The following is a 24,030-nucleotide window of genomic DNA, read 5'->3' on the forward strand; positions in this document are numbered from 1 at the left end:
GGCGATGGAAGCGGCCGGCATCCGCGTCTCGCCCTCCCCCGCCCAGCTCGGCAAGACTCTCGTCGAACTCCTCAAGGGCTGACGACGGCACACGAAAAAGACCGGCGCGACAGGCTCCCGCGCCAACGCCGTGTCGGCGATTTGAAACCGCACCCTTTTCCAATTTAAAGCATTCTATGTCGTGATGGCCCCCGCGCGGGGCCATCATGCGTGATGGGGCAGCCAAGGAGACATAAGCGATGCCAGACACCATGAAGACAATCGAGATGTGCGAGGCCGGCGGACCGGACGTCCTCCAGATCGGCTCGCGTCCGCTTCCGGTTCCGGCCGCTCACGAAGTGCTGGTCAAGGTCACCGCCGCCGGGATCAACGGTCCGGATCTCGTGCAGCGGCGCGGCCACTACCCGCCGCCCAAGGGCGCCTCCGATCTGTTGGGCCTCGAAGTCTCGGGCGAAATCGCCGCGCTCGGCGCGGACGTAACGGCCTGGTCTGTCGGCGATAGAATCTGCGGGCTGACCAATGGCGGCGGTTACGCCGAATATGTGGTGATCGACGCCGGCCACTGCCTGCCCATACCGGAGGGCGTCGGCGACATCGACGCGGCGGGTCTTTGCGAAACCTTCTTCACCGTCTGGAGCAATTGCTTCCTCGGGCGCGAATCCACCGAGGGCCAGATCTTTCTGGTTCATGGCGGCGCCGGCGGCATCGGCTCCGCCGCGACACAACTGGGCGCGGCGCTCGGCATGCGCGTCTTCACCACCTGCGCGAATGCCGACGACGCGCAATTCTGTCTCGCCAATGGCGCGGAACGCGCGATCGACTACACCAGGGAGGATTTTGTCGAGATCGTTCGCGCGGCAGGCGGTGCGAACCTGATCCTGGACATCATCGGCGGGCCTTACATCGCCCGTAACATCAAGGCCGCCAAGGCCGACGGCCACATCGTGCAACTCGCCTTCAACGCGGGATCGAAGGTCGAGATCGACCTGATGCCCGTCATGCTCAAGCGTCTGACCTATGCCGGCTCGACGCTGCGTAGCCGTCCCGACGCGTTCAAGGCGGCGGTGGCGGCGGACCTCAAAGAAAAAGTCTGGCCGCTGTTCGCGGGCGGCGCGCTGAAGACCAACACTCATGCGGTGTTGCCGTTCGAACAGGCGGCCGAGGCGCATAGGATGATGGAAGCGGCTCGCCATCGCGGCAAGATCCTGCTGACGCCGTAACGCTCCGCCGACCCGCCCGGAAACAACAACGCCGACGAAGCTGGCTCGCTTCGTCGGCGTTTTGCTGTTCTCGGCCGCCGGGCTGCCCGGCGACCCAAACCTTGCCCTATTCGGCGGCTTCTTGCACCGACGCGGCCGAGACTTTCGCCGCGCAGAACTTGAACTCCGGGATCTTGCCGTAGGGGTCCAGCATCGGATTGGTCAGACGGTTCGCCGGCGATTCGTTGAAGCAGAATGGGATGAACACCATCCCGTCGGCGACCTCGCGATCGGCCCGTAAGACGGCCTCGATCGTGCCACGGCGGGTCTCCACCGCGATCATTTCGCCGGCACGCAAACCATGCCTGGCGATCTCGCGCGGATTCATCGCTGCGATGCCCTCCGGCTCGATCGCGTCGAGCACCTCGGCGCGCCGGGTCATCGACCCGGTGTGCCAGTGCTCCAGCAGCCGCCCGGTGGTCAGCACCATCGGGAACTCCTCGTCGGGCACCTCGTCCGGCGCGCGCAGATCGGCCGGCACGATGCGGCCGCGCCCGTCAGCGGTCGGGAATCCATCGCTGAAGACCACCCACTGTTCCTCGCCGTCGGGCTTCGACGGATAGGTGACGCTCTCATTCGCCTCCAGCCGGTCCCAGGAGATGTAGTTCAGCGAGGCCATGACCTGCCGCATTTCCTCATACACCGCCGGCACACCGTCATAGGACCAGTCGAGCCCGGAGCGATTGGCGAGCTCGACGATCAATTCCCAGTCCTGCCGCGCCTCGCCCGGCATGTCGATCGCGGGCCGCCCGATCTGCACCTGGCGATTGGTGTTGGAATAGGTCCCGAGTTTCTCGGCATGGGCGGATGCCGGCAGAACGACGTCGGCATGCCATGCGGTTTCGGTGAGGAAGATGTCCTGCACGACGAGATGGTCGAGCTTGGCCAAAGCCTCGCGCGCATGGATCTGGTCCGGATCCGACATCGCCGGATTCTCGCCCATGACATACATGCCCTTGATCGATCCCTCATGGATCGCGTCAATGATCTCGACGACGGTCAGGCCCTTCGTGGGATCGAGCGTTCGGCCCCAGAAATCCTCCATCTCGCCGCGGATATCGACATTCTCGACGGACCGGTAGTCCGGGAAGAACATCGGGATCAGCCCGGCGTCCGACGCGCCCTGCACGTTGTTCTGCCCGCGCAGCGGATGCAGTCCGGTGCCCGGACGCCCGACATGGCCGGTGATCAGCGCCAGCGCTATCAGGCAGCGCGAGTTGTCGGTGCCGTGGGTGTGCTGGGAAATGCCCATGCCCCAGAAGATGATCGAGCGTTCCGAGGTGGCGTAGATGCGTGCCACGTCGCGGATCACCTCAGCCGCGATGCCGCAGACCTCGGCCATCGCTTCCGGTGCGAAATCCTTCACCTTCTCCTTCAGCGCCTCGAAGCCGCTGACATTGGCCTGGATATACTGCTGGTCGTACAGCTTCTCCTCGATGATGACATGCAGCATTGCGTTGAGGAGGGCGACGTCGGTGCCGGGCTTGAAGCGCAACCCGTGCGAGGCGTGGCGCATCAGTTCCTGGCCGCGCGGGTCCATCACGATCAGCTTGGTGCCATTTTTCGCCGCCTGCTTGAGATAGGTCGCGGCGACCGGATGGTTCTGGCCCGGCCGGGCACCGATGACGATGACGCAATCGGCCTTCAAGGCATCCATGAACGGCGCGGAAACGGCGCCCGAGCCGACGCCCTCCAGCAGTGCCGCCACCGACGAGGCGTGGCACAGCCGCGTGCAGTGATCGACATTGTTGGTGCCGAAGCCCTGTCGGATGAGCTTCTGGAAGAGATAGGCCTCCTCATTGGAGCCTTTGGCGGAACCGAAACCTGCAATCGCGCCACCGCCATCCGAATCTCGGATCTCGGTGAGGCCGGACGCGGCCCGATCCATCGCTTCTTCCCAGGTCGCTTCGCGGAAGACGTCGGAGACGTCCATGAAGCGCATGTCGATATCACCGTGCTTCGGCGCGTCGTCGCGGCGGATCAGCGGCTTGGTCAGCCGGTCCTTCGACATGGCGTAATCGAAGCCGAAGCGGCCCTTGACGCAAAGCCGGTTTTCGTTCGACGGCCCATCGCGGCCGTCGACCAGCACGATCTTGTTGTCCTTGGAATAGACCGTCGTCTGGCAGCCGACACCGCAGAACGGGCAGACCGAATCCGTCACCTTGTCGAATTCGGTGACGACGCGCTTGCGCCCGTTAGTGTCCATCAGCGTCTTTTCGTACAGCGCGCCGGTCGGACACGCCTGGACGCATTCGCCGCAGGTCACGCAGGTCGAAAAACCCATCGGGTCGTGGATGTCGAATACAGGCACTGCGTGATGGCCGCGGTCGGCCATGCCGAGCACGTCGTTGACCTGCACTTCGCGGCAGGCGCGCACACACAGATTGCAGGCGATGCAGGCATCGAGATTGACCGCGATCGCCGGATTGGACAGGTCGTGAATGCCCGGCGTGTTGTCCGGCATCCCGTGCGTCGTCGACGCCGCCACGCCGTCCGGCCCGGCATCACCATTCAACGACGGGTTCCTGCCGTCGAATTTCGACGGCAGGCGCTTGGAACCGGTGATCCCGAAATCCGCCGCCCAATTCCAGAAGGACGACTGGCTGTCGGGGCTCTCCTCGGGCGGGCGCATGTCGGCGGCCAGCATCTCGAAGACCATCTCGCGCGATTTTTTCGCACGCTCGCTCGCCGTCTTCACGACCATGCCGTCGGCAACCTTGCGCTGACAGGATGCCGCCAGCACCCGCTCGCCCTCGACCTCGACCATGCAGGCCCGGCAATTGCCGTCCGAACGATATCCCGGTTTGTCGAGATAGCACAGATGCGGAATCCGGTTGCCCTCGCGCTTGGCGACCTGCCAGATGGTTTCGTCCTTGGCGGCGAAAACCGACTGGCCGTCCAGGGTGAAGGTAATCCGCTCGGCTTGCGTCTCGAGGCGGTCGGCGTGATCGCCCGGGACGTGACCACCGTCAGCGGACGCCGCGCGGCCCGCCGAATTGTCGGGCGAGATGTTGCGCGTGTCGGCCGGATTCGCCGTGCCGTTGATATTTTCGGAACCGCTCATGACAAATCCTCCCGGAAATATTGCAGCAGATGGTTCACCGGGTTCGGTGCCGCCTGCCCGAGCCCGCAGATCGAGGCATCGCGCATGACCTGTTCGAGATCGCGGATCGTCGCCTCGTCCAGCTTGCCTTCGGTCCTTAGTAATTTTCCCATCTTCTCCGTACCGCCCCGGCACGGGGTGCATTGGCCGCAGCTTTCATGGGTGAAGAAATCGACGAGGTTCAGCGCCACGTCCTTGATGTTGTCGGCATCGGAAAACACCACGATCGCGTGGCTGCCGACGAAGGAACCCAGTTCCGCGAGCTTGCCGCCGAAATCGAGCGGCACGTCATCGAGGTTCGCCGGCAGAATCCCACCCGACGCGCCGCCCGGCAGATAGGCCTTGAAGCTGTGGCCGTCGGCCATCCCGCCGCAGTGATCCTCGATCAGCTCGCGGATCGTCACCCCTGCGGGCGCGACCTTGACGCCTGGCTGCTTGACCCGCCCGGAGACCGACCAGGAGCGCATGCCAGGATGATCGGGCTTGCCCTGCGCGCGGAACCACTCGACACCGTGTTCGAGGATTTTCGGCACCCAGTAGAGCGTCTCGACATTGTTGTTGAGCGTCGGACGGCCGAAGACACCCACCTCGGCGATGTAGGGCGGCCGGTGGCGCGGCAGGCCGCGCTTGCCCTCGATCGACTCGATCATCGCGCTTTCTTCGCCGCAGATATAGGCCCCTGCCCCGCGCCGCAGCTCGATGAAGCCCGGCGCGACCAGTCCGGCCGCTTCCAGAGCGGCGATCTCGGTCCGCAGGATTTCCAGCACCGCCGGATATTCGTCGCGCATGTAAAGGTAGATACGCTCCGCCTCGACGACATGCGCGCCGATCAGGGCGCCCTCGAACATCGGATGCGGGTTGCGTTCGAGATAGTAGCGATCCTTGAAGGTGCCGGGTTCGCCCTCGTCACCGTTGATCGTCATCAGGCGCGGGCCGGAATAGCCGCGCACGAAGCCCCACTTCTTACCAGCCGGGAAGCCGGCGCCGCCAAGCCCGCGCAGTGATGCGTCGTTGAGCTTCTCAATCACGGCATCGGCCGACAACGCACCGGAGCGTACCTGCTCCCAAATTCCATATCCGCCCTTGGCCCGGTAGGCCGCCAGCTCCTCGTAGTCGGGCTTCAGGACGCCGGTTTCGCCGGTCTGGGCCATCTTGAGCAGCCCCGCCGCGCTGGCGTGGCCGACCTCGCGGTCGCCGATCCTCGCCGCCGGCGCCACGTCGCAGCCGCCCATGCAGGGCGCGCGCAAGACACGCACGTTGGCCGGATCGACGTCCGCCTCCAGTCCGGCGATCACATCCTCGGCGCCCATGCACATGCAGGTCACCGAATCGCAGACCCGGATGGTCAGCGGCGCGGGCGTCGGCTCGCCCTCCTTCACCACGTCGAAGTGGTCGTAGAAGGAGGCGACTTCGTAGATCTCGACCTGGCTGAGCCGCATTTCCTCGGCCAATGCACGAATATGCTTGGCCTGCAGACAGCCGAATCGATCCTGAATCAGATGCAAATGCTCGATCAGGAGGTCGCGCCGCCGCGGCCGATCCCCGAGCAGATCGTGAACCTCGCGGTGCGCCCTCTCGTCGAGCTGGCGTCCTTTTGGCTTGGCGCTGTCGCGTTTGCGCGGCATTGGCGCGGCCGGTTGGTCAAGCATAATTCGGCTCCCCCCGTTTCGCGGATATCGGCGAAACATCAATTCCCACGCTCAAGCTCCGCGGAGATCTCCACGAAAACTCTGCGGTCCTCAAATGAAATGGCCGGGATGCGATCCGTTTGCTGGCGATCAGGTGGCGCCACGCCCGCTATCCCTCCGGGAGCCCTGTCCGGGGTGATTACCCTAACACGCCAGCCATGTGATGCAAGGCGTCGATCGATGCATTGCCGATCCGATTGCTATCGAATTCCAAGCGCTTGCGTCAGCGTGAGCCTGTCTACCGCCCCGCGGTTTCCGGTGGCCGGTCACGACTGAAGGCGTAGGCAGCCAGGCCCGCCACCAGCAACAGGGCGTAGAAGGCGAAAACGGTAGCGTAGGCCGCTTCCGACGACATTGCCGGATCGACGAGGGCGAAGACGCCGCCGGAGAGGAACTGGATGGCGCCGGCGCCGCCGATCGAGAAAAAGTTCAGCAACGTAATCCCGCGCCCGACCAAATGCGGCGGCATGAAGCTACGCGCATGGGCCATGATCAGGGCGTAGTTGGCACCGAACAGCGTGATCGCGGCGAGCAGAATGATAGCCGTGACGGCAGAACCAGAGCCGAGGATGGCCAGCCCCGCCAGCAAAAGCGCGGTCGCCGACGAGCCGACGATGGGAATCCATTTGCGGGTCCGGAAAATGACATCAAGCGGCCCGTAGGCGACCGTCCCCAGGATCAGGGCGACGGCCATGCCCAAGGTCGCATTGCCCACCCCCGCCAGGTCGAAACCGTAGACGTCGGCGAGATAGGGTCCGGCCCACAGGCCGCGGAGGTTTGCCGCCGGCGCATAGGCGACGAAGGCCATCGCCATCAAGGGCCAGAGTTCACGCATGCGCAGAAGGTCGAGAAGCGAGCCGCCATCGGCCGTGTTTTCAGTGGCCGGCAAGGGCGGATCGCGCACCACCCACATGATGATCAAGGCCAGCAGCACGGTCACCACGGCAAGCCCGGCCATTACCTGGCGCCAGCCGATCGCCTCCACCGCGAGCGCCAGCGGCGCCGAGCCGAGCACGCCGCCTCCAAGACCGAAGGCAACGAACCAGGACGCGAACATGGCGAACCTTCGCGGCGGAAAGGTCCGCGCGAAGATGAAGAACGCCGCCATCAGGATCGGCGCGCAGCCGGCCCCGATCAGCGTCATCGCGACGATGATCGCAACCGCCCCGTTGGCGAAAGCGAACAGCGTCGAGCCCGCGGCTGCGGCAAGAAGGAAGAGCGCGACCGTGCGGCGCGGTCCATAGCGATCGAGGGCGAAGCCGACCGGAAACTGCATCAGCGCGAAGGCGATGAACCATAGCCCCGCCGCGCTCGACAGCGCCGCCTCGCCAACCCCCAGATCCCGCGTCAGTTCGGGCGCCAGAACCGCGAGAAACGAGCGGAAAAACTGCGAGAGGATGTAGGTGACGGCGAGACTGGCGACGCCGGTCATCGGCGGTTTCCTTCGATGCTGGAAAGGCGACCGGCGCCGACCCGATCAAATCAGGAGATCGGCAAGAATGTGGTTGTCGGTGATGTCCTGGTAGCTGACGCCCCCTTCCTCGAACCGCTTCAGGAGCCCGGCGAAATTCGCCGAATCCTTGGTCTCGATGCCGATCAGGATCGAGGCGAAATCGCGCGCCGATTTCTTCAGATACTCAAAGCGCGCGATATCGTCATCGGGTCCAAGATAGTCGAGAAAATCCTTCAGCGCGCCGGGGCGCTGGGCGAGCCGCAGGATGAAGTATTTCTTCAGGCCCTCGAAGCGCAGCGCCCGCTCCTTGACGTCCGGCAACCGCTCGAAGTCGAAATTGCCGCCGGAGACGACCAGCACGACGGTCTTGCCGCGCACGCTCTCGCCCAGGCTGCGCAGCGCATCGATCGCCAGCGCCCCGGCCGGCTCCAGCACGATGCCCTCGACGTTCAGCATCTCCAGCATGGTCTGGCAGAGGCGTCCCTCGGGTGACAGGATCACCCGCTCCGCCCCGAAACCGCGCAGCGTCTCGAAGGGCAATTGGCCGATCTCGGCGACCGCCGCACCGTCGACGAAGCCGTCGAGCTGCGGCAGGCGAACCAGTTTTCCCTCGGCGAGGCTGGTGCGCAGGCTCGGCGCGCCGAGTGGTTCGACGAAGTGAAATTCGGGCGCCCCGTCGCCGTTGAAATAGCGCGTGAGCCCCGAGGCAAGCCCGCCTCCCCCCACCGGCAGGATCACCATGTCCGGCGCCTCGCCGTCGAGCTGGCGCTCGATCTCGAGCCCGACGCTGGCCTGGCCCTCGACGATGTCCTCATGGTCGAAGGGCGGCACCATCGACGCGCCGGTTTCGGCGGAATAGGCCTTGGCCGCGGCGTAGCAGTCGTCGAAAAAGTCGCCGACGAGTTCGATCTCGACCGCGTCGCCGCCGAAGATTCGCGTCTTGTCGATCTTCTGCTGCGGCGTCGTCACCGGCATGAAGATGCGACCCTCGAGCCCGAAATGCCGGCAGGCGAAAGCGAACCCTTGCGCGTGATTGCCGGCCGAGGCGCAGCAGAACTTATCCGTCGCCGAGCCGGCCGCGATGCGCTTGCGCATGAAGTTGAAGGCGCCGCGGATCTTGTAGGAGCGGACCGGCGTCAGGTCCTCGCGCTTGAGGAAAACGCGGGCGCCGTATTGCGCGGACAGATGCTCGTTGAGCTGCAGCGGTGTTTCGGGAAACAGCGCGCGGAGCGCGTCCTCCGCGCTGGCGACGCGGGTACGGAAATCGGAAGTGGTCATGAAACGGTTCTTGGATTTTGGGGCGCGCGGCGTGGCGTTCCCGGGAGATGTGCGGATCGACGGGGTGTCCCGGCGATCAGGAGGCGATGGCGCTGGCGGGCCGACCACCGCGAGCCGGACGGGTCCGTTCCACACCATACCGCGAGGCGGCATGGGGATCAGACGCGCCGGCGCCGATAATCAGGATCGCGGCTCCGCCGATCGAGATATCCGATACCATCGCACGCCCCTTTCCCGCATCCGGTTGCCGTTGCCCTCAGCCATCGGCCATCGAGGGGGATTTGTAAAGGCGGGGCCTCTCTGGGCCGGAGACCCGCCATCATCCGAACCATTGTGACTGCCGGCGACGCCTTGGATACGTCCCAATCTCGTAGTGCGATTTCAATGAAGTCGACGGTGCATCCTTACGGAGCGTTCGATTTCGATGTTAAGCTGTAGAAGGATGGCGCAATGGGGGCGGGGGGTATAATGACAGAAGTATTTTATACCTACGTATGGGGCAGCTCCGGGAGCCGGGGAGGCCCACTGACCTTTGCCAGCAAACAGAATCGCACGGTCGCCATCCGCAGCACTCAGGAAGGCAATCTGGTCTTTGGCGTTGTAAGTCGCACTCCCGGCGATTCTACCGTACAAATCCCCGACGAATTGAAGGGGCGCGTCATCAATGTCTGGCAGATAAGCCACAGCACAGCAGATACTGCCGAATTCGGGATCGAGGCAATTAATGCCTGGGACAGGCTCAAAAGCGGCAGCTATCGCTGGCCTTACGCCCTTCAGCCGATCCGTACGTGGATCATCCGAGATGCTCCGGAGTTTCGCGACCTGACTGGGTATACATCTACGACCCACACCCAGCGCGCCATTACCACCCTCCAGGAAGTGGATGAAGAGCTGGCCGCCACGCTTAAGGATCTGCTCGCTTCCAATGGCGAAGAGTTGGAGGTGATGAGCCCGCACTACCAGACCATGGCGGCCCGCGTTCAACAGCTTCGTCAGAAGCACCCTTTCGCTCTGAACGGCTATAAGATCGAACCGAACACTGAGGCCACAAACAGCATCTACGTTGCTACCCTGGGGAGAGGCGGCCGTGTCCTGAAGATCGGCCACGCACAGGATGCAAAACAGCGCGTGAGCGAATTCAACAAATTCCGCCTATCCGGTGAGCCGCAATGGGTACTTCACACGGACCAAGCCATCGGCTCAATTCACGATGCCATTGACGTGGAAAAGCAACTCGGCGAGGCGTTTGCTAACTATCGTACAGAGCCCAACAATAACGAGGTTTACGTCGGCCTCGACCCAATGACTGTTTTATCCAGATTGGCCACGGTTCGACTCCGGTGAGCTGAGCACCTTCTTCAGGCTACGTATCGCGCCGCCCCCTTCACACAAACAAATCCACCAGTTCGAACTTGTCCACGTCGACGATGCCCTTGTCGGAGATACGCAGCGCCGGGATCACCACCAGCGCCAGCAGCGAGTGCTGCATATAGGCGTTGTTCAGCGTGCAGCTGGCCTCGCGCATCGCTTCGATCAGCCGGTCGGCCTTGGCCGCGACGATCTCGGCCCGCTCGTCCGACATCAGCCCCGCGATCGGCATCTCTATCAGCGCCTTCTCCTCGCCGTCTGCGAAGAAGGTCACGCCGCCGCCAACCTCGCCCAGCCGGTTGGCGGCCAGCGCCATGTCTTCCTCGGACGTGCCGACGACGATCATGTGGTGACTGTCGTGCGCCACCGTCGAGGCCATGGCGCAGCGCCCCTTATAGCCAAAGCCCGAGACGAAGCCGTTGACCACCTCGCCGCTCGCGCGGTGACGCTCCACCAATGCGATGCGGCAGACGTCACCGGCGACATCCGGCATCGCCACACCGCCCGCGACGGACACGGTCGCCGTCAGCGCCCTGGTCGGCGCCTGGTTCTCGACCACGCCGATGACGCGAACCTTCGCTGTGTCGCCCGCCCCGGCCGGCACCGCGACGCGAAAATCCTCAGGCACTAGCGGCCGGCCGAGCTTGACCGTATCCTTGGCCGTGGCCGGATAGGCATAGGCCGGCATATCGGCTTCAAGCCCTCCGTCCGCCGCCAGACGCACGCCGCGGCCATAGACTTCGTCGATCGTCAGTTCCGCCAGATCGGAAACGATCAGGAAATCGGCCCGCCGGCCCGGCGTCACCGAGCCGATCTCGCGCTCCAGCTTGAAATGCTCGGCGGTGTTGATCGTCGCCATCTGGATCGCCGTCATCGGCTTCAAACCCTGGCTGATCGCGTGGCGGACGACCCGGTCCATATGGCCGTCGCGCACCAGCGTGCCGGAATGGCAGTCGTCGGTGCACAGGATGAAGTGCCGTGAATCGAGACCCATTTCGGTGATCGCTCGGACCTGGGCGGCGACGTCGTACCAGGCCGAGCCCAGCCGCAGCATCGCCTTCATGCCCTGGCGCACGCGCGCCGCCGCGTCCTCCATGCGGGTGCCCTCGTGGTCGTCTTCCGGACCACCGGCCACATAGCCGTGGAAAGCCCGGCCGAGATCCGGCGAGGCATAGTGCCCGCCGACGGTCTTGCCGGCTCGCCGGGTCGCCGCGATCTCGCCGACCATCGTGGCGTCGTTCGCCGCGACGCCGGGAAAATTCATCACCTCGCCGAGCCCGATGATCGCCGGCCAGCCCATCGCCTCGGCGACCTCCGCCGGTCCGAGGATCGCCCCGCCCTCTTCCAGTCCCGGCGCCGAGGGCACGCAGGACGGCATCTGCACCCAGACATTCACGGGCTGTTCGAGCGCCTCGTCATGCATCAGCCGGATGCCGGGAAGGCCGAGCACGTTGGCGATCTCGTGCGGATCGATGAACATCGAGGTCGTGCCATGCGGAATCACCGCGCGGCAGAATTCGGTCACCGTCACCATGCCGCTTTCGACATGCATATGCGCGTCGCAGAGCCCCGGCATCACATAACGTCCGGCGGCGTCGACGACACAGGTTTCGTCGCCGATCGTATGAGCCGCATCAGGACCGCAATAGGCGAAGCGCCCGGCCTTCACCGCGATGTCGGTGGCGGGAATGATCTCGCCGGAGTGCACGTTCACCCAGCGCGCATCGCGCACCACAAGGTCAGCGGCGGCGCGCCCCATGGCGACATCGACAAGTTGCGACGCCACGGTATCGAAGGGCTCTGGACGGTACGTGCTCATGACTTATCCACACCCTTGCGCCGTTTTCCGGAAGTCGAATCGAACAAGAAAGCGTGATGGCCCAGACAGCTATGCTACACTGATCTCGCATTACAACTGTTGCGATTTGCGTGCAAAACAACGGTCGAAGAAAGGCCCGCAACCTCTTCCGATAGCTGGTGCGGGCGGCGGGACTCGAACCCGCACGGGACGAAGCCCGAGGGATTTTAAGTCCCTTGCGTCTACCATTCCGCCACGCCCGCTCCTGGCGGAGCACAACTCCAAGCCGCGAGCGGTGTCAAGTTTTGTGCACAATTGCCACAGTTCACGAAAAATCCACTGACGTTCCCGCTAAAAAAGGCGTACCGTCTCGCTTGCGATGATGTTTTCGTTGCAGGTGCGGCAGAAATGGGGGCTGGCATGAGGAAATATCTGGACCGTCCCGACACCTCCACCCATTCTTGCGGAACGCCTGTTTTCGACACGTTCGAGGGCCTTTACGCCTCCGGCCTGCTCACATGCCTGAAGCGACAAAACCTGGCGCTGGATCGCCTGCGGCATGCCTTGGAAAACGAACTGGCGCTGCCGGCCCGCGGATTCCCACGTCGGAGTCACCTACGCTTCAAGGCCTGACTCCCGAAGCTTCGCATGGCCCGGTAGCCGACCGCGAGCCTTGTCTGGAACTGAGGGCGATCCAGATTTCACGCAGCCGTCCGGCTGCGCCTTTTGGTTCTCCCTGCGGGCAAGCGAATCTCCGACGCCGGTTTGGGACGGCCGAAAAAATAACCCTGCAACTCGGTACAACCGAGTGCCTGCAACTTGCAGAACTGCTCTTCCGTCTCCACTCCCTCGGCGGTGGTCGTCACACCGAGATCCCTGCCGAGCGCGATGACGAGTTCGACGATCGGCAGATGGTCCGAATTGTCGGACATGTCGCGGATGAAGGACTGATCGATCTTGATCTTGTCGAAGGGAAAGCTGCGCAGATAGCTCAGCGACGAATACCCCGTTCCGAAATCGTCCAGGGCGACCCTAACGCCCAACTCGCGCAGCTGGTGAAGGATCGTCAAGGTGTGCTCACTGTCTTCCAGCAGCACCGATTCGGTGATTTCCAGTTCCAGGCGATCGGCGGAAAGGCCGGAAGCGGCCAAGGCGTTGACCACTGCTTGCACGAGCGCCTGGCTGCGGAACTGCGCCGGGGAAAGATTGACAGCGATCCTGATCGCCGCCGGCCATCTGCTCGCTCGCTCGCAGGCCTGCCGCAAGACCCAGTCGCCCAGACTGACGATCAGCCCGATATCCTCAGCGACCGGAATGAATTCGGATGGGGGGATCATTCCCCGGGTCGGATGGCGCCAGCGGACCAACGCTTCGAAGCCACAGATTTCCTCACGCTCGGCATTGATGATCGGCTGATAGAAGACATCCAGTTCGTTATTCGGAAGCGCCTTGCGAAGGTCGGCCTCCAGTCCCTTGCGAGCTTGGAGTTGGTCATCCATCTGAGGTTCGAAGAAGCGGAACGTTCGTTTTCCGCTGGTCTTGGCTTCATAGAGTGCGAGATCGGCCTGCTTGAGAAGGACACCCGCGTTATCCGCCGTCCCCTTGAACTCGGCGATACCGATGCTCAGCCCAATCAGGACTTCCTGTCCGTCGATTTCGTAGGGCGCGCCGACCGCCTCGATCAGCCGGGAAGCAATTGCGGCGAGGTCGCGAGGCTCGTCAGACGGCAGGAGAAGCAGCGTGAACTCGTCGCCCCCGACGCGCGCAACGAGATCCTTCTCGCGGACGTTGCGGCGCAATCGGTCGGCCACGCATTTCAACAACTCGTCGCCCCGCTGATGGCCTAGGGTGTCGTTGACGTCCTTGAACCGGTCGAGATCGAGACACATGATGGCGAGGAAACTCTGGTCTTGCAGGGCGCGGGACAGAGCTTGATCCAATCTCTCGCCGAACAGGACCCGGTTGGCCAAGTCGGTCAACGAGTCGAAATGCGCCATGTGAACGATCTGGTGTTCCACCCGGCGCAGGTCGGTGATGTCCTCGTATGTCGCGATCCAACCGCCGTCCCCGAGCGCGGCGTGCGTGACCGAAATGGAGCGCCCGTCGAAGCACTCCTGGACAAAAACCGAACTCCGGTGATCGTAAATCAGTCCTTGTTGCTGCGCGTGGATCTGCCTCAGGGCCGCCGAGCAATCCGCTTCGTCGGCTTCCCTCACCAACCGATCGAGCGGAACGCCCGGCTGCAGCGCCGTGTAGGATAGACCGAACATCTCGCCAAATCGCTCGTTCCACACGACCAGGTGCCCTTGCGTGTCGAACATGCACAGGCCCTGAGACATGTTGCTCAAGGCCGCCCTGAACCGATGATTTTGGGTCTGCAGCGCCGCCGAGGTCGCTCTGAGGTCGTCGGCCAGGTCGTGAAGGTCGTCGTGTGCCCGGCCCAGCAGCCGGTTGTTCCAGACCAGCAGCAGGATCAGCGCAATGCCACAAACGATCAGGCCGGCAGCCAGTCCCGTGAAGATGTAATGGAGGCGCAGCAGTGCCTTCTGATCCTCCGCGACGCGCTCCGCCCCCAGTTGAGTCGCGAAGGATGCAAGCGAGGCGAGTTCCGATTCGAAGGGTGACAGCAACCGCTCGGTTTGGCGAGCAATGACCGGTTCGCCGGCACGCGCCAACAGCGGCTCAACCGAGGTGAGCACGTCTTCCAGACGCTGAACGATCCGGCGAGCATGCGAATCCTTCTCGATGAATTCGGCCGCCTCGCCCTGCTTCAGGATGTTGACCCGATTCAGCAGGATATCGAAGCGAAGCATGACCTCGTCGCCGTCCACGCCGCTGCCGGGGACAGCGATGGCGGAAACACGCTGCTGCAAGCGCGTGAATTCCACCAGCGCTTGGGTCACCGCCCATGTCGTGTTGTAGCTGGCCACTTGTCGAAGCGCCTGTTGGCGGTCGACGATCAGGTTGGAAATGTAAGCCGTCGCCAGGACGAAGCAGCCCACAGTAACCGCCAGCAGCAGTTGGACGAGTCGCATCGCCATTGTGGGTTTCTCGCGAGCGGAAAGGTTATTCAACGATCAGCTTGGAGAGTTGCCACGCCGAGCGGCCGTAAAAAGTCTGGCTCTGCAGCGCTACGTCACTGTCATACGGATAGACGATGAAGAGCGGTCCCTTGTCCCGAACAGGCATATATTCGCTGTCCCGCTTGAGGGCGATGATGGTGCCGTGCCTCGCAAAATCCTCGATCGGGATCTCGGTGCTGTAGTCATTCAGTGCCACGGCTTTCACCCGTGTGCCACGAGCGCCGAGCAGTGTCATCAGCTTGTCCAGCCGGACGCCTTCGAATTTCACCGGATTGTCGTACCACGGCGTCATGGTCTCGAAAGTGACAGTCCCGAGCGCTTCCAGCATCTCCCGATCGAATTCAGCGCTGTCGCCGGCATTGGTCACCTCAATCTTGCCGGACACCGTCAAAATCGGCTTTCCAGCGGGGCTTTGGAGACCTTCGGCATAGGCGACCGCCCCCGCGAACAGGAGACAAAATCCCGCCATGGCAGCGCTTGGGGCAAGCTTTGCTCGTGGTCGAAGCATGTCACTTCCTTCCATTTGCAGACGCGGGATTATGCGCAGCGAATGCTAACCGTTGATGAAGGCGACCAACGCGGCAGAAAGATCGGCGGCGTTATGGCCCCGATCGAATTTTAATAAAACCATAAAGTATGCGTATTAAACGTCACCGAGCCAATTGGGGAGGTTGGACGCCCATGAACTTTCATCCCGCAAAATCGCTTCACCAGCAACTGTGCAACGAACGGGTCGAGGATATTGATCAAGCCGGGCGGGAGGCGATGAGGGTCTTGGTTGCCGCCAAGCTCGGCGAACTCTTCGACATCCTCCAGATTGATCACCAAAGCGACCACAACACCCGCGACACCCCGGAGCGGGTCGCCAAGATGTACGTGGAGGAGATTCTGCGCGGCCGTTATACGGCACCGCCGGAGATCACCGAATTCGACAATGCCGAAGGCTACGACCAGCTCATCGTGACGGGACCGATCGATGTGCGCTCGACATGCGCCCATCACCTGATGCCGATCTATGGCCACGCCTATATCGGCATTCTGCCAGCCACCGGCGGCAAGCTCATCGGTCTGTCCAAATACGATCGAATCGTCGATTATTTTTCCGCGCGCCTGCAGATCCAGGAAGAACTGGTCAATCAGATCGGGCGATTCATCTGCGAGCGGACCAAACCTCGCGGTCTGGCCGTCCGGATGAGCGCCGTGCACATGTGCAAGACCCATCGCGGGATCAAGGCATCCCACCGAAGCCGCATGGTCAGCTGTTGCTATTTTGGAGAAATGGACAGCGATCGATCCCTCAAAGCCGAGTTCCTGCAGGAATGCCTTGCGTTGGAACGCGGCGCAGGCGACTGAGTCTGCCCGCTGCCTCGACGACCCGTTCCAGGAGATTTCGATGAACCAGCAAGTCCGCGCAGCCTCCTCGACGATCGAGCCGCGGGCGATCTACCGTTCGACCAAAGCCTATGATCACAGCGAGGGACTCTCGTGCTGCTTTCGCCAGTGGCGGGCCACACACTCCCATTGCCGATTGATCCACGGATACGCGCTCGCCTTTCGCTTCGTTTTCGCCACCTTCGAACTCGACCGGCACAATTGGTGCTTCGACTTCGGCGGGCTGAAACCGGTCAAGACGTGGCTGAAGGAGATGTTCGACCATACGATGATCGTCGCCGAGGATGATCCGGAACTGTCGCGCTTCGAGTCACTCGCCGCCGCGGATCTCGTCGATTTGCGCGTGCTGCCGGCGGTGGGCTGCGAGGCAACGGCGAAATTCGTTTTCGACTATGTCTCGAAATTCCTCCAAGCGGAGAGCGGCGACCGTGTCTGGCTCGAAAGCGTCGAAGTCTGCGAACATGGCGGCAACTCGGCGATCTACGCCATCCGCTGAGACGCCGACCGCGCGACGAAGCGGCGTTCCTTGAATGCTCGCCCGGAGCGGCGGGCAGCGGCATCGCCACCACCCGCCCCCCGGCATCCGGACCTTGCCCGGACACATTCGACCTTGTGCTCAGGCCGCGACTTTCGCTGCGATCTCGGCGATATGTTTGCCCTGGAAGCGGGCTCCGTCGAGTTCGATCTCGCTCGGCATGCGCGACCCATCGCCCTTGGCTATGGTCGTCGCGCCATAGGGCGAGCCGCCAACGATCTCGTCCATGTTCATCTGGCCGGCAAAAGCATAGGGCAGGCCGACCACGATCAGGCCCTGATGCAGCAACGTCTTGTGGGCCGACAAAAGCGTGGCCTCGTTGCCGCCGTGCTGGGTCGCGGAGGACGCAAAAGCACCGCCGACCTTGCCGACCAGAGCGCCCTTCGCCCAGAGCGGGCCGGTGCGATCCCAGAAAGCCTGCATCTGCGAGCACATGTTGCCGTAGCGGGTCGGCACGCCGATGATGATCGCGTCGTAGTTCGGCAATTCCATCGGATCGCATTCGGGATAGGGATGATCGGTCTTGAATCCCGCCGCCTCGACGACCTCCTGCGGCGCGGTCTCCGGCGCCCGCTTGATGTCGACGCTGGCGCCGGCGCTTTCGGCGCCTTCCGCGACAGCCTTGGCCATCGCCTCGATATGACCGTAGCTGGAATAATAGAGGATCAGGACCTTCGCCATTCTCATCTCCTTCGCTTTGATTGAACGATTGTCGGCTGTTGGGCCTTGGGGGAGATAACGCAAAAGGGGGCGGGAAGGATCGCGGCAATCCCGCGACGGACCGTCGCCGCAATGGCGACACAGGCTCAGGCCGATGTTTTCAAGCGATCGGAAGTCCGAGTCGCCCTTGCCATCGTCACGGAGCGCCCCTTCTTATCTGCTTCCCATCGTTCGCCCTGGAGTGCCTCCATGATCGCCATGCCAGCCACCGCCGCGATGCTGGCGATCGGCGACGAACTCCTGTCCGGGCGGACGAAGGACCGCAACATCGCGCATCTCGCCGAAGTCCTGACGGTCGCGGGCATCGATCTGAAGGAGGTGCGCATCGTCGGCGACGAACCGCACATCATCGCCGACACGCTCAACACGCTCCGCCGCAGCTACGACTACGTCTTCACGTCCGGCGGCATCGGTCCGACCCATGACGACATCACCGCCGATGCCGTTGGCGCGGCGTTCGGTCTGACCGTCGGCGAGCATCCGGAAGCGCTCCGCCGGCTGGCGGAGAACTACGCCCGCCGCGGCATGGAGTTCACCGAGGCGCGGCGACGCATGGCGCGGACACCGGACGGCGCCAGCCTGATCGACAACCCCGTCTCCGTCGCGCCCGGCTTTCGTCTCGACAATGTCTTCGTCATGGCCGGCGTGCCGTCAGTGTTCCAAGCGATGCTCGGCCAGATTGTCGATACGCTACCGGCTGGTCAGGCGATCGAATCCGCCGCCTTCGCCTGCCCGTATGGCGAAGGCGACATCGGCGATCCGCTGCGCGCATTGGCGAAGGACCATCCGGGCGTCGCAATCGGCTCCTACCCCAAATTCGACGGCAACAGCTACTCGACCGAAATCGTCATCCGCTCGCGTGACCGCGCGGCTCTCGACGCGGCGGCTGAGGCGGTCAAGGCAATGCTGGGCGAGATGGAAAGCGGAGCGTTCCAGGCTCGCTGATTTCCCGTTCAAGAGTCGAAATGGTTCGCGCCGGTCAAGGGCATCCGCGCGGTCCCGATCGACCGCCATCAAGGCGATTTCTTGGAGACAACTTTTCGAATTCTCGCAGGTGCGAGACATGATTCTTCAAATCGGACGACAATGGACATTCGGCACATTATTGCCGCAAATTAACTTGACCGCGCCAATTTGTCGCACTCAAATGTTCGTCGGCTACGGAGTTTGAGGGCAAATTGAGTATCGAACTCCCGTCGTCCGTGGCGTGGGAGGGACGATCATGCAGAATGCGTTGGGTCTGATGGGCGACCAGGCGCTGATGGTCGCCATAGCGCTCACGTTGGGCGTCGCCGGTATCACCGCACTGTTTCTCGCGCTGTTCTGGCCGCGACGCTGGCGGATGAAGTATCGGATGGAGATCGGCTTCGTCATTCTTCTGGTCAGCCTGGTATTTTTTGCCGATCAGCGAAGCACCGCGACCTTCCAGGCTTATGAGACCGACCTTCGCAACAGGGGAGTTTCCGGCCAGACCGTCGATCCCGCCGCGCGGGCAGCGTTCGATCAGCAGATCACCGTCCTGGCCTTTCAGTGGGGCTTCGCCTTCACGACCGAGGGCGGCAAGATCAGCCGCAACGCGGTACGCGTCGAACCGGATCAGAAAGTGCTGTTCCGCATCCTCAGCAACGACGTGATCCACGGCTTCAACATTCCGGTCGCCGGCCTGACCACCGAATTCGATCCCGGCACCGATCGAGAGGTCTGGATCCGGGCACCGACCAAACCCGGCAAATACCTCATCCAGTGCGTGAATTATTGCGGCGTCGGCCACGCGCAGATGAAGGCATGGCTAGTCGTCGGCGACGCCGACGCCGACATGGCCTGAGCGGAGGCGGCACGACATGGCCAGCACACTGGACATCGAACGCATGGGCGAAAAGCCGCATTGGCGGCCCGAGAACCTGATCGGCGGGATGGGGCTCCGCGACTTTCTGTTCTCCAACGACTACAGAATCATCGCGGTCAAGGGCATCCTGACATCGTTTCTGATGCTGGCGCTGGGCGGGGCCTTCGCTCTGGCGTTCCGCACGGAACTGGCGGCCCCGGATATCCAGTTCATGGGGGCGCAGCCCTACATGACGCTGATGACGCTACACGGCATGCTGATGGTCTTCGGCTTCGTCATCCCGATCGTCATCTCGATCTGCTATTTCCTGATGCCCAAGGTTCTGGGAACGGGCCGGCTTCTGTGGGCCGGGACGGCCCAGGCGAGCTACTGGACCTTGATCGCCGCGGCGGCACTCTTGATCATCGGCCGACCCGATTTCACCTGGACGCTCTATCCGCCAATGTCGCTGCGGGTCGGCGGCGATTTGGTCTGGATGGGCTATCTCGCCGTGGTTCTGGTCGCCGTCTCGGAATTTCTGGCCGGGATGGTGCTGCTGCGCAACGCGCTCGCGTCCCCGGCGCCTTGGACCCGCAAGCCGCTTCTAGCCTGGGCGATGATATCGGAGGCCAGCCTCCTGATGCTCTCGACGCCTCTTCTGGGCCTGACCGGGGCTGTCCTGCTGACAGACTGGCTGGGCGCCACCGCGCTGTTCGACCCAGGCCGGGGCGGTGACGTGATGACCTTCATGTACGTGTTCTGGTTCTATGGTCATCCGGCCGTCTATCTTCCGCTAGTGCCGGCGATCGCCATCATCTACACGCTGCTGCCGCGGCTACTGGGCCGGCCGATGTGGAGCTACACCTCGGGCGTTGTCGCCTTTCTGTTACTGGCCGTACTGTCCTTCGTGGTGTTCCCGCATCATTTCCAGCCAGCATCCACCGTGCATGGCTTCCTGCAGCGGGCGACCCAGGTGCTGACACTGCTGATCTTCATTCCCAGCACCCTGCATGTATTCAACTGGATCGCGACGCTCTGGAGTGATCGGATTCCGGCCTCGGCGATGGCGGCGGCGCCGTTCCGCTTCATGATGGGCGCGATCTTCTTTTTGATCATCGGCGGCGTCACCGGATTCCTGAACGCCCAGATTTCCATCGACAGCGACTTCATTCACAACACCTACTGGGTGCCGGCGCATTTCCACGCCATGTTCCTCGGCTTCGCCGGGCAGATGGCGATCGCCGGCGTCTATTTCCTGTATCCCTACTTCACCGGCCGAATGGTCAATCGGGCGCTCGCGGACATCCATTTCTGGATCTGGCAGGTCGGCATCTTCGCCAAAGTCATGCTGATGTATGCGCTCGGCTATGCCTACTTCCCCCGATGGGTCGTCGACTACCTGCCGCTGGCCGAGTGGACGGGCGCGCAGATGATGCTGACCGGCGCGGCCTATCTGATCGGCCTCGGCTTCCTGGTCTTCGTCTTCAACATCGTCTGGAGCGCCACGCGCGGGCCATTGGCGGCCGGCGATCCGTGGCTCGTCAGCGACGAGGCACGGGTTCGCCCGGCCACAGTTCCGGCCGAATAAGGAGGCCCCGGCAATGATCCTCAGATTGTTCACGCTGGTCGGTGTGGTCGCGATCGCCGGGGCGCTTTATCTTGTGCTCCCGCAAGGCATCGGGCCGGCGGCGTTCCAGGCCGTTCCGGATCAGTCGGCGCTGGCTGGCTACGTCGAGGCGGGCCTGTTCCCCGATCCGGACAGCCTGTCGGAAAACGACGATGTCGGCCATGGCGTCTTCGAGGAGCCCGCCGAGGACGAGGCAAGAATCGCCGCCGCCCGGGAGGCGATGGGCGCCATGCCGGGAATGAGCGGCATGCAGATGGATGGTGCGGCGCCAATGGACATGGCCGGAGACGGCGCCGCTTTAGTGAACGAGGAGCAAACGACGCAGCCCACCAATGACGATATGGCGGCTATGCCGGGCATGAACGACGAGGCTGCCGACAGTGGCTCGACTTCCACCGACGCGCCGATGGAGATGGCGACCGAACAGACGGCCCAGCCCGCCGACGACGGCGTGGCGGACATGCCGGGAATGTCCGGCGAAGTCCCAGACAATGCTGGCGGTGACGGGCTGGTCGTCCTGGCTGCCGATGCCTCTGTCGATCGCGAAATCGAAATGACGATGCGGGAATGGGGCTATTCGATTGGCGAGCTGGATGTGCAGCCGGGCGAGCGCATCCGGTTGAAAATCCGCAATGCCGGCGAGATCCCCCATGAGTTCATGTTCATGCCGATGGCGAACATGCAGGCGATCGGCTATCGGCTCGAGCGGGCGGACTGGAACCTTCTGGAACACGAGGCGCCCTATGAGCGCTCGCTCATCCTGCCCGGCCAAAGCTTCGAGGTGACCATGCGCATCGCGAAACCTGGCGCATGGATGTTCATGTGCATGTTCCCGTATCACATGCAGTTCGGCATGATGGGGCAGATGGCGACACCCGGCCTGAGCATGGCGATGTAGGCTCTGCGTCAGCAGGTCACGCCAGACCCTTCAGCGGTGTCCGTGTGAGCCCTCTGACACTTGGCGATTTTCCGCACGTTTCGAGGATCGTTACCGCGGCGGCGTTCGGCCCGGTGACAACGGTTCATCCGCGCTGCCTTCAGACTGCTTGCCTTGCCTTTCGCATACCTCTATCGCATCCGCTTTGCCGCCCCAGCCGGAGAGCCGCCATCATGTCCACGGTCGACAAATCCTTCCCCGTCTCCTGGGACCAGTTCCACCGCGATGCCAGGGCCCTGGCCTGGCGGCTCGCCGGAATGCGGTCGGACTGGAAGGCGATCGTCTGCATCACCCGCGGCGGCCTCGTGCCGGCGGCCATCATCGCCCGCGAGATCGGCACACGGCTGATCGAGACGGTCTGCATCGCCTCGTATCATGACTATAGTGAACAGGGTGAGTTGAAGGTCCTCAAGGAGGTCTCGCCGGTCCTTCTCGAGGACGATGGCGAGGGTATCCTGATCGTCGACGACCTAACTGATACCGGGAAAACCGCCGGTCTCGTTCGGGCGATGCTGCCGAAGGCCCATTTCGCCACCGTCTACGCCAAGCCGAAAGGCCGGCCGATGGTGGATACGTTCATTACCGAGGTCAGTCAGGACACCTGGATCTTCTTTCCCTGGGATCTCGGCCTGACCTTTCAGGCGCCGATCGGCAAAACCACCAAGGGCTGAACCCCTCTCACCAAGGCGGCAAACCGCACTGTCCCTGCTGACCCGCCCTAACCCAAGGCCGGCTCCGCGATGGCAAACTCCGTTATAAAAATGAGCCCGCGATCCGACCAATCTCGATCGATGGTTCCAGCGAGTTGTCTGACGATCAGCTTGTCGAGAAGCTCACCGCCGAAGCCTGACGGCTCGGCATCGTCGGAGCTCGGCGCCGCAGACATATCGGATCGACCCGTCTCCCGCCAGGTGAAGAGCAGCCTTCGTCCCTCCCCGTCCGGCCGCGATTCCTGCCAATCGATATCGATGGTCCCTTCCCTGCCCGGCGCCAACGCGCCGTATTTCGCCGCGTTCGTCGCTAACTCATGCAGGATCATTCCGATGGTCACCGCATCACCGGGGTTGATCCAGACCTCGGGACCTGCCGCGCGGATTCGGGTTCCAACGTCGTAATGTTCGGTTTCCGATGCCACGATCGCGGCGAACGACGCGCCCCTTCCGTCGGCCGTCATTACCAGAGATTGCGTCTTGGCCAGTGAGCCGAGGCGCTCGAGAAGCACCGGGCGGATTGCTTCCGCCGATTGCTTGGAGCGCAGCGAAAGCGACACGATCGCCTGGACCGTTGCCAGCGAATTCTTCACCCGATGGGCCATTTCGCGGGACAGGAGTTGCGCCTGCTCCTCCGCTTCGCGACGGAATCGCACCTCTTCGCGCAGCACCAGTTCCGTTCCGAGCATCGCCACCAGATCCTCGATCGCTCGACGATCCTCCGCTGTCCAATCGCGCGGCACGTGATCGATCGCGCAGAGGGACCCGATGACGGCGCCGTCCGGGGTTCGAATCGGCACCCCGAGATAGGCCGCAACGCCGAGGTCGGGAATTGCGAGATTATCCCGCACCAGCGGATGCGATCGCGCATCGTCGACGACCAGCGGCTCGCCGCTGGCCACGACATGCTGGCAGAAGGAATGGCTCAGCGGGGTTTCCCGACGCTCGGCCCAAACGTCCGGCAGGCCAACCTGGCTTTTGAAAAATTGCCGATCGGTATCCAGAATCGATATCAGGGAAACCGGGACGCCGATGATTCGCGAGGCGAGACGCGTAATCCGGTCGAAAGCGACTTCCGGTTCCGTGTCCAGAAGGTCAGCGGCGGTCAATCCGGCGCGCGAATCGCCCGGTGAAGCCACCGCGTCTTTCACCCGAACTCCCTCATTGGCCGTTGCCTCCATCAAATCAGTCATGACTCGCGCTGCCCCTGAACGCAAATCAGTGCGGTCGCCCTTAGATTGGTGCATGCGCCAC

At 63.2% G+C, this 24,030-nt stretch carries 19 protein-coding genes and 1 tRNA gene; 10 read left to right on the forward strand and 10 right to left on the reverse strand.

Features of this window, described 5'->3' with window-relative positions:
- The first annotated feature begins 239 nt into the window (after window positions 1–239).
- Entirely contained in the window at window positions 240–1,220 is a 981-nt protein-coding gene (locus ING15_RS02740) for an NAD(P)H-quinone oxidoreductase (RefSeq protein WP_232845530.1), read from the forward strand.
- Between the two features lie 106 nt (window positions 1,221–1,326).
- On the opposite strand, the gene fdhF is transcribed toward ING15_RS02740, so the two are convergent.
- From fdhF to ilvA, 4 genes are all read right to left on the reverse strand, one after another.
- Window positions 1,327–4,323, reverse strand: coding sequence for a formate dehydrogenase subunit alpha (fdhF, locus tag ING15_RS02745; protein ID WP_206453261.1), 2,997 nt, complete (start codon window positions 4,321–4,323; stop codon window positions 1,327–1,329).
- Window positions 4,320–6,011, reverse strand: coding sequence for an NADH-ubiquinone oxidoreductase-F iron-sulfur binding region domain-containing protein (locus ING15_RS02750; RefSeq protein ID WP_206453262.1), 1,692 nt, complete (start codon window positions 6,009–6,011; stop codon window positions 4,320–4,322). The genes fdhF and ING15_RS02750 overlap by 4 nt, the downstream gene beginning before the upstream one ends.
- Before the next feature lie 277 nt (window positions 6,012–6,288).
- A complete protein-coding gene (locus ING15_RS02755; RefSeq protein ID WP_206453263.1) occupies window positions 6,289–7,482 on the reverse strand; it encodes an MFS transporter in 1,194 nt (397 codons plus the stop codon).
- Window positions 7,483–7,527: 45 nt separating this feature from the next.
- Window positions 7,528–8,781 (reverse strand): threonine ammonia-lyase IlvA, encoded by a 1,254-nt coding sequence (gene ilvA / locus ING15_RS02760; RefSeq protein WP_206453264.1) that lies wholly within the window; start codon window positions 8,779–8,781, stop codon window positions 7,528–7,530.
- Window positions 8,782–9,249: 468 nt separating this feature from the next.
- On the opposite strand from ilvA, the gene ING15_RS02765 reads away from it, so the two are divergent.
- Complete coding sequence (locus ING15_RS02765) at window positions 9,250–10,125, forward strand: GIY-YIG nuclease family protein (protein WP_206453265.1); 876 nt, start codon at window positions 9,250–9,252, stop codon at window positions 10,123–10,125.
- A 40-nt stretch (window positions 10,126–10,165) separates the two neighbouring features.
- On the opposite strand, the gene ade is transcribed toward ING15_RS02765, so the two are convergent.
- Both ade and ING15_RS02775 read right to left on the reverse strand, forming a co-directional pair.
- A complete protein-coding gene (gene ade, locus ING15_RS02770; protein WP_206453266.1) occupies window positions 10,166–11,968 on the reverse strand; it encodes an adenine deaminase in 1,803 nt (600 codons plus the stop codon).
- 156 nt (window positions 11,969–12,124) lie between these two features.
- Window positions 12,125–12,210 (reverse strand) — tRNA-Leu (locus ING15_RS02775).
- A gap of 157 nt (window positions 12,211–12,367) precedes the next feature.
- Between ING15_RS02775 and ING15_RS02780 the strand changes: the two genes are divergently transcribed.
- Window positions 12,368–12,580: a hypothetical protein gene (locus tag ING15_RS02780; RefSeq protein ID WP_206453267.1), complete on the forward strand. Its 213-nt coding sequence runs from the start codon at window positions 12,368–12,370 to the stop codon at window positions 12,578–12,580.
- A 68-nt stretch (window positions 12,581–12,648) separates the two neighbouring features.
- On the opposite strand, the gene ING15_RS02785 is transcribed toward ING15_RS02780, so the two are convergent.
- Together ING15_RS02785 and ING15_RS02790 are read right to left on the reverse strand one after the other, a co-directional pair.
- Window positions 12,649–14,988 (reverse strand): putative bifunctional diguanylate cyclase/phosphodiesterase, encoded by a 2,340-nt coding sequence (locus tag ING15_RS02785; RefSeq protein WP_206453268.1) that lies wholly within the window; start codon window positions 14,986–14,988, stop codon window positions 12,649–12,651.
- A 25-nt stretch (window positions 14,989–15,013) separates the two neighbouring features.
- Complete coding sequence (locus ING15_RS02790; protein WP_206453548.1) at window positions 15,014–15,499, reverse strand: oxidoreductase; 486 nt, start codon at window positions 15,497–15,499, stop codon at window positions 15,014–15,016.
- A gap of 212 nt (window positions 15,500–15,711) precedes the next feature.
- Here ING15_RS02790 and folE point away from each other — a divergent pair, with 212 nt between their 5' ends.
- Both folE and ING15_RS02800 read left to right on the forward strand, forming a co-directional pair.
- Window positions 15,712–16,383 (forward strand): GTP cyclohydrolase I, encoded by a 672-nt coding sequence (gene folE, locus ING15_RS02795; protein ID WP_206453269.1) that lies wholly within the window; start codon window positions 15,712–15,714, stop codon window positions 16,381–16,383.
- Between the two features lie 40 nt (window positions 16,384–16,423).
- A complete protein-coding gene (locus ING15_RS02800) occupies window positions 16,424–16,918 on the forward strand; it encodes a 6-pyruvoyl trahydropterin synthase family protein (protein WP_206453270.1) in 495 nt (164 codons plus the stop codon).
- Window positions 16,919–17,038: 120 nt separating this feature from the next.
- Here the strand turns inward: ING15_RS02800 and wrbA are convergent, their stop codons facing one another.
- Complete coding sequence (gene wrbA / locus ING15_RS02805; RefSeq protein ID WP_206453271.1) at window positions 17,039–17,638, reverse strand: NAD(P)H:quinone oxidoreductase; 600 nt, start codon at window positions 17,636–17,638, stop codon at window positions 17,039–17,041.
- Window positions 17,639–17,866: 228 nt separating this feature from the next.
- Between wrbA and ING15_RS02810 the strand changes: the two genes are divergently transcribed.
- The 5 genes from ING15_RS02810 (at window position 17,867) to gpt (ending at window position 22,737) form a co-directional block, all read left to right on the forward strand.
- Complete coding sequence (locus ING15_RS02810; RefSeq protein ID WP_232845531.1) at window positions 17,867–18,622, forward strand: competence/damage-inducible protein A; 756 nt, start codon at window positions 17,867–17,869, stop codon at window positions 18,620–18,622.
- A gap of 277 nt (window positions 18,623–18,899) precedes the next feature.
- The gene (locus tag ING15_RS02815; RefSeq protein ID WP_206453272.1) at window positions 18,900–19,502 is read left to right on the forward strand and encodes a cupredoxin domain-containing protein; all 603 of its coding nucleotides are present in this window, start codon (window positions 18,900–18,902) and stop codon (window positions 19,500–19,502) included.
- Between the two features lie 16 nt (window positions 19,503–19,518).
- Window positions 19,519–21,090, forward strand: coding sequence for a cytochrome c oxidase subunit I (locus ING15_RS02820; protein WP_206453273.1), 1,572 nt, complete (start codon window positions 19,519–19,521; stop codon window positions 21,088–21,090).
- A gap of 13 nt (window positions 21,091–21,103) precedes the next feature.
- Window positions 21,104–22,027 (forward strand): multicopper oxidase domain-containing protein, encoded by a 924-nt coding sequence (locus tag ING15_RS02825; RefSeq protein ID WP_206453274.1) that lies wholly within the window; start codon window positions 21,104–21,106, stop codon window positions 22,025–22,027.
- 212 nt (window positions 22,028–22,239) lie between these two features.
- Window positions 22,240–22,737 carry a xanthine phosphoribosyltransferase gene (gene gpt / locus ING15_RS02830; RefSeq protein ID WP_206453275.1) on the forward strand — a complete coding sequence of 166 codons (498 nt, stop codon included), beginning with the start codon at window positions 22,240–22,242 and terminating at the stop codon, window positions 22,735–22,737.
- Window positions 22,738–22,784: 47 nt separating this feature from the next.
- Here gpt and ING15_RS02835 read toward each other — a convergent pair whose 3' ends face one another.
- Window positions 22,785–23,969 (reverse strand): sensor histidine kinase, encoded by a 1,185-nt coding sequence (locus ING15_RS02835; protein WP_206453276.1) that lies wholly within the window; start codon window positions 23,967–23,969, stop codon window positions 22,785–22,787.
- Between the last annotated feature and the right edge of the window lie 61 nt (window positions 23,970–24,030).

Source organism: Aurantimonas marina, from assembly GCF_017183135.1.
Lineage (GTDB): Bacteria > Pseudomonadota > Alphaproteobacteria > Rhizobiales > Rhizobiaceae > Aurantimonas > Aurantimonas marina.

Bases quoted from the DNA above. Each gene is read 5' to 3' on its own strand.
- ING15_RS02755 (WP_206453263.1), bottom strand. From the start codon at position 7,482: ATGACCGGCGTCGCCAGTCTCGCCGTCACCTACATCCTCTCGCAGTTT.
- ING15_RS02740 (WP_232845530.1), top strand. From the start codon at position 240: ATGCCAGACACCATGAAGACAATCGAGATGTGCGAGGCCGGCGGACCG.
- ING15_RS02835 (WP_206453276.1), bottom strand. From the start codon at position 23,969: ATGACTGATTTGATGGAGGCAACGGCCAATGAGGGAGTTCGGGTGAAA.
- ING15_RS02825 (WP_206453274.1), top strand. From the start codon at position 21,104: ATGATCCTCAGATTGTTCACGCTGGTCGGTGTGGTCGCGATCGCCGGG.
- wrbA (WP_206453271.1), bottom strand. From the start codon at position 17,638: ATGGCGAAGGTCCTGATCCTCTATTATTCCAGCTACGGTCATATCGAG.
- ilvA (WP_206453264.1), bottom strand. From the start codon at position 8,781: ATGACCACTTCCGATTTCCGTACCCGCGTCGCCAGCGCGGAGGACGCG.
- ING15_RS02790 (WP_206453548.1), bottom strand. From the start codon at position 15,499: ATGGCGGGATTTTGTCTCCTGTTCGCGGGGGCGGTCGCCTATGCCGAA.
- folE (WP_206453269.1), top strand. From the start codon at position 15,712: ATGAACTTTCATCCCGCAAAATCGCTTCACCAGCAACTGTGCAACGAA.
- ING15_RS02780 (WP_206453267.1), top strand. From the start codon at position 12,368: ATGAGGAAATATCTGGACCGTCCCGACACCTCCACCCATTCTTGCGGA.
- ade (WP_206453266.1), bottom strand. From the start codon at position 11,968: ATGAGCACGTACCGTCCAGAGCCCTTCGATACCGTGGCGTCGCAACTT.
- ING15_RS02820 (WP_206453273.1), top strand. From the start codon at position 19,519: ATGGCCAGCACACTGGACATCGAACGCATGGGCGAAAAGCCGCATTGG.
- gpt (WP_206453275.1), top strand. From the start codon at position 22,240: ATGTCCACGGTCGACAAATCCTTCCCCGTCTCCTGGGACCAGTTCCAC.
- fdhF (WP_206453261.1), bottom strand. From the start codon at position 4,323: ATGAGCGGTTCCGAAAATATCAACGGCACGGCGAATCCGGCCGACACG.
- ING15_RS02785 (WP_206453268.1), bottom strand. From the start codon at position 14,988: ATGGCGATGCGACTCGTCCAACTGCTGCTGGCGGTTACTGTGGGCTGC.
- ING15_RS02765 (WP_206453265.1), top strand. From the start codon at position 9,250: ATGACAGAAGTATTTTATACCTACGTATGGGGCAGCTCCGGGAGCCGG.
- ING15_RS02800 (WP_206453270.1), top strand. From the start codon at position 16,424: ATGAACCAGCAAGTCCGCGCAGCCTCCTCGACGATCGAGCCGCGGGCG.
- ING15_RS02810 (WP_232845531.1), top strand. From the start codon at position 17,867: ATGATCGCCATGCCAGCCACCGCCGCGATGCTGGCGATCGGCGACGAA.
- ING15_RS02815 (WP_206453272.1), top strand. From the start codon at position 18,900: ATGCAGAATGCGTTGGGTCTGATGGGCGACCAGGCGCTGATGGTCGCC.
- ING15_RS02750 (WP_206453262.1), bottom strand. From the start codon at position 6,011: ATGCTTGACCAACCGGCCGCGCCAATGCCGCGCAAACGCGACAGCGCC.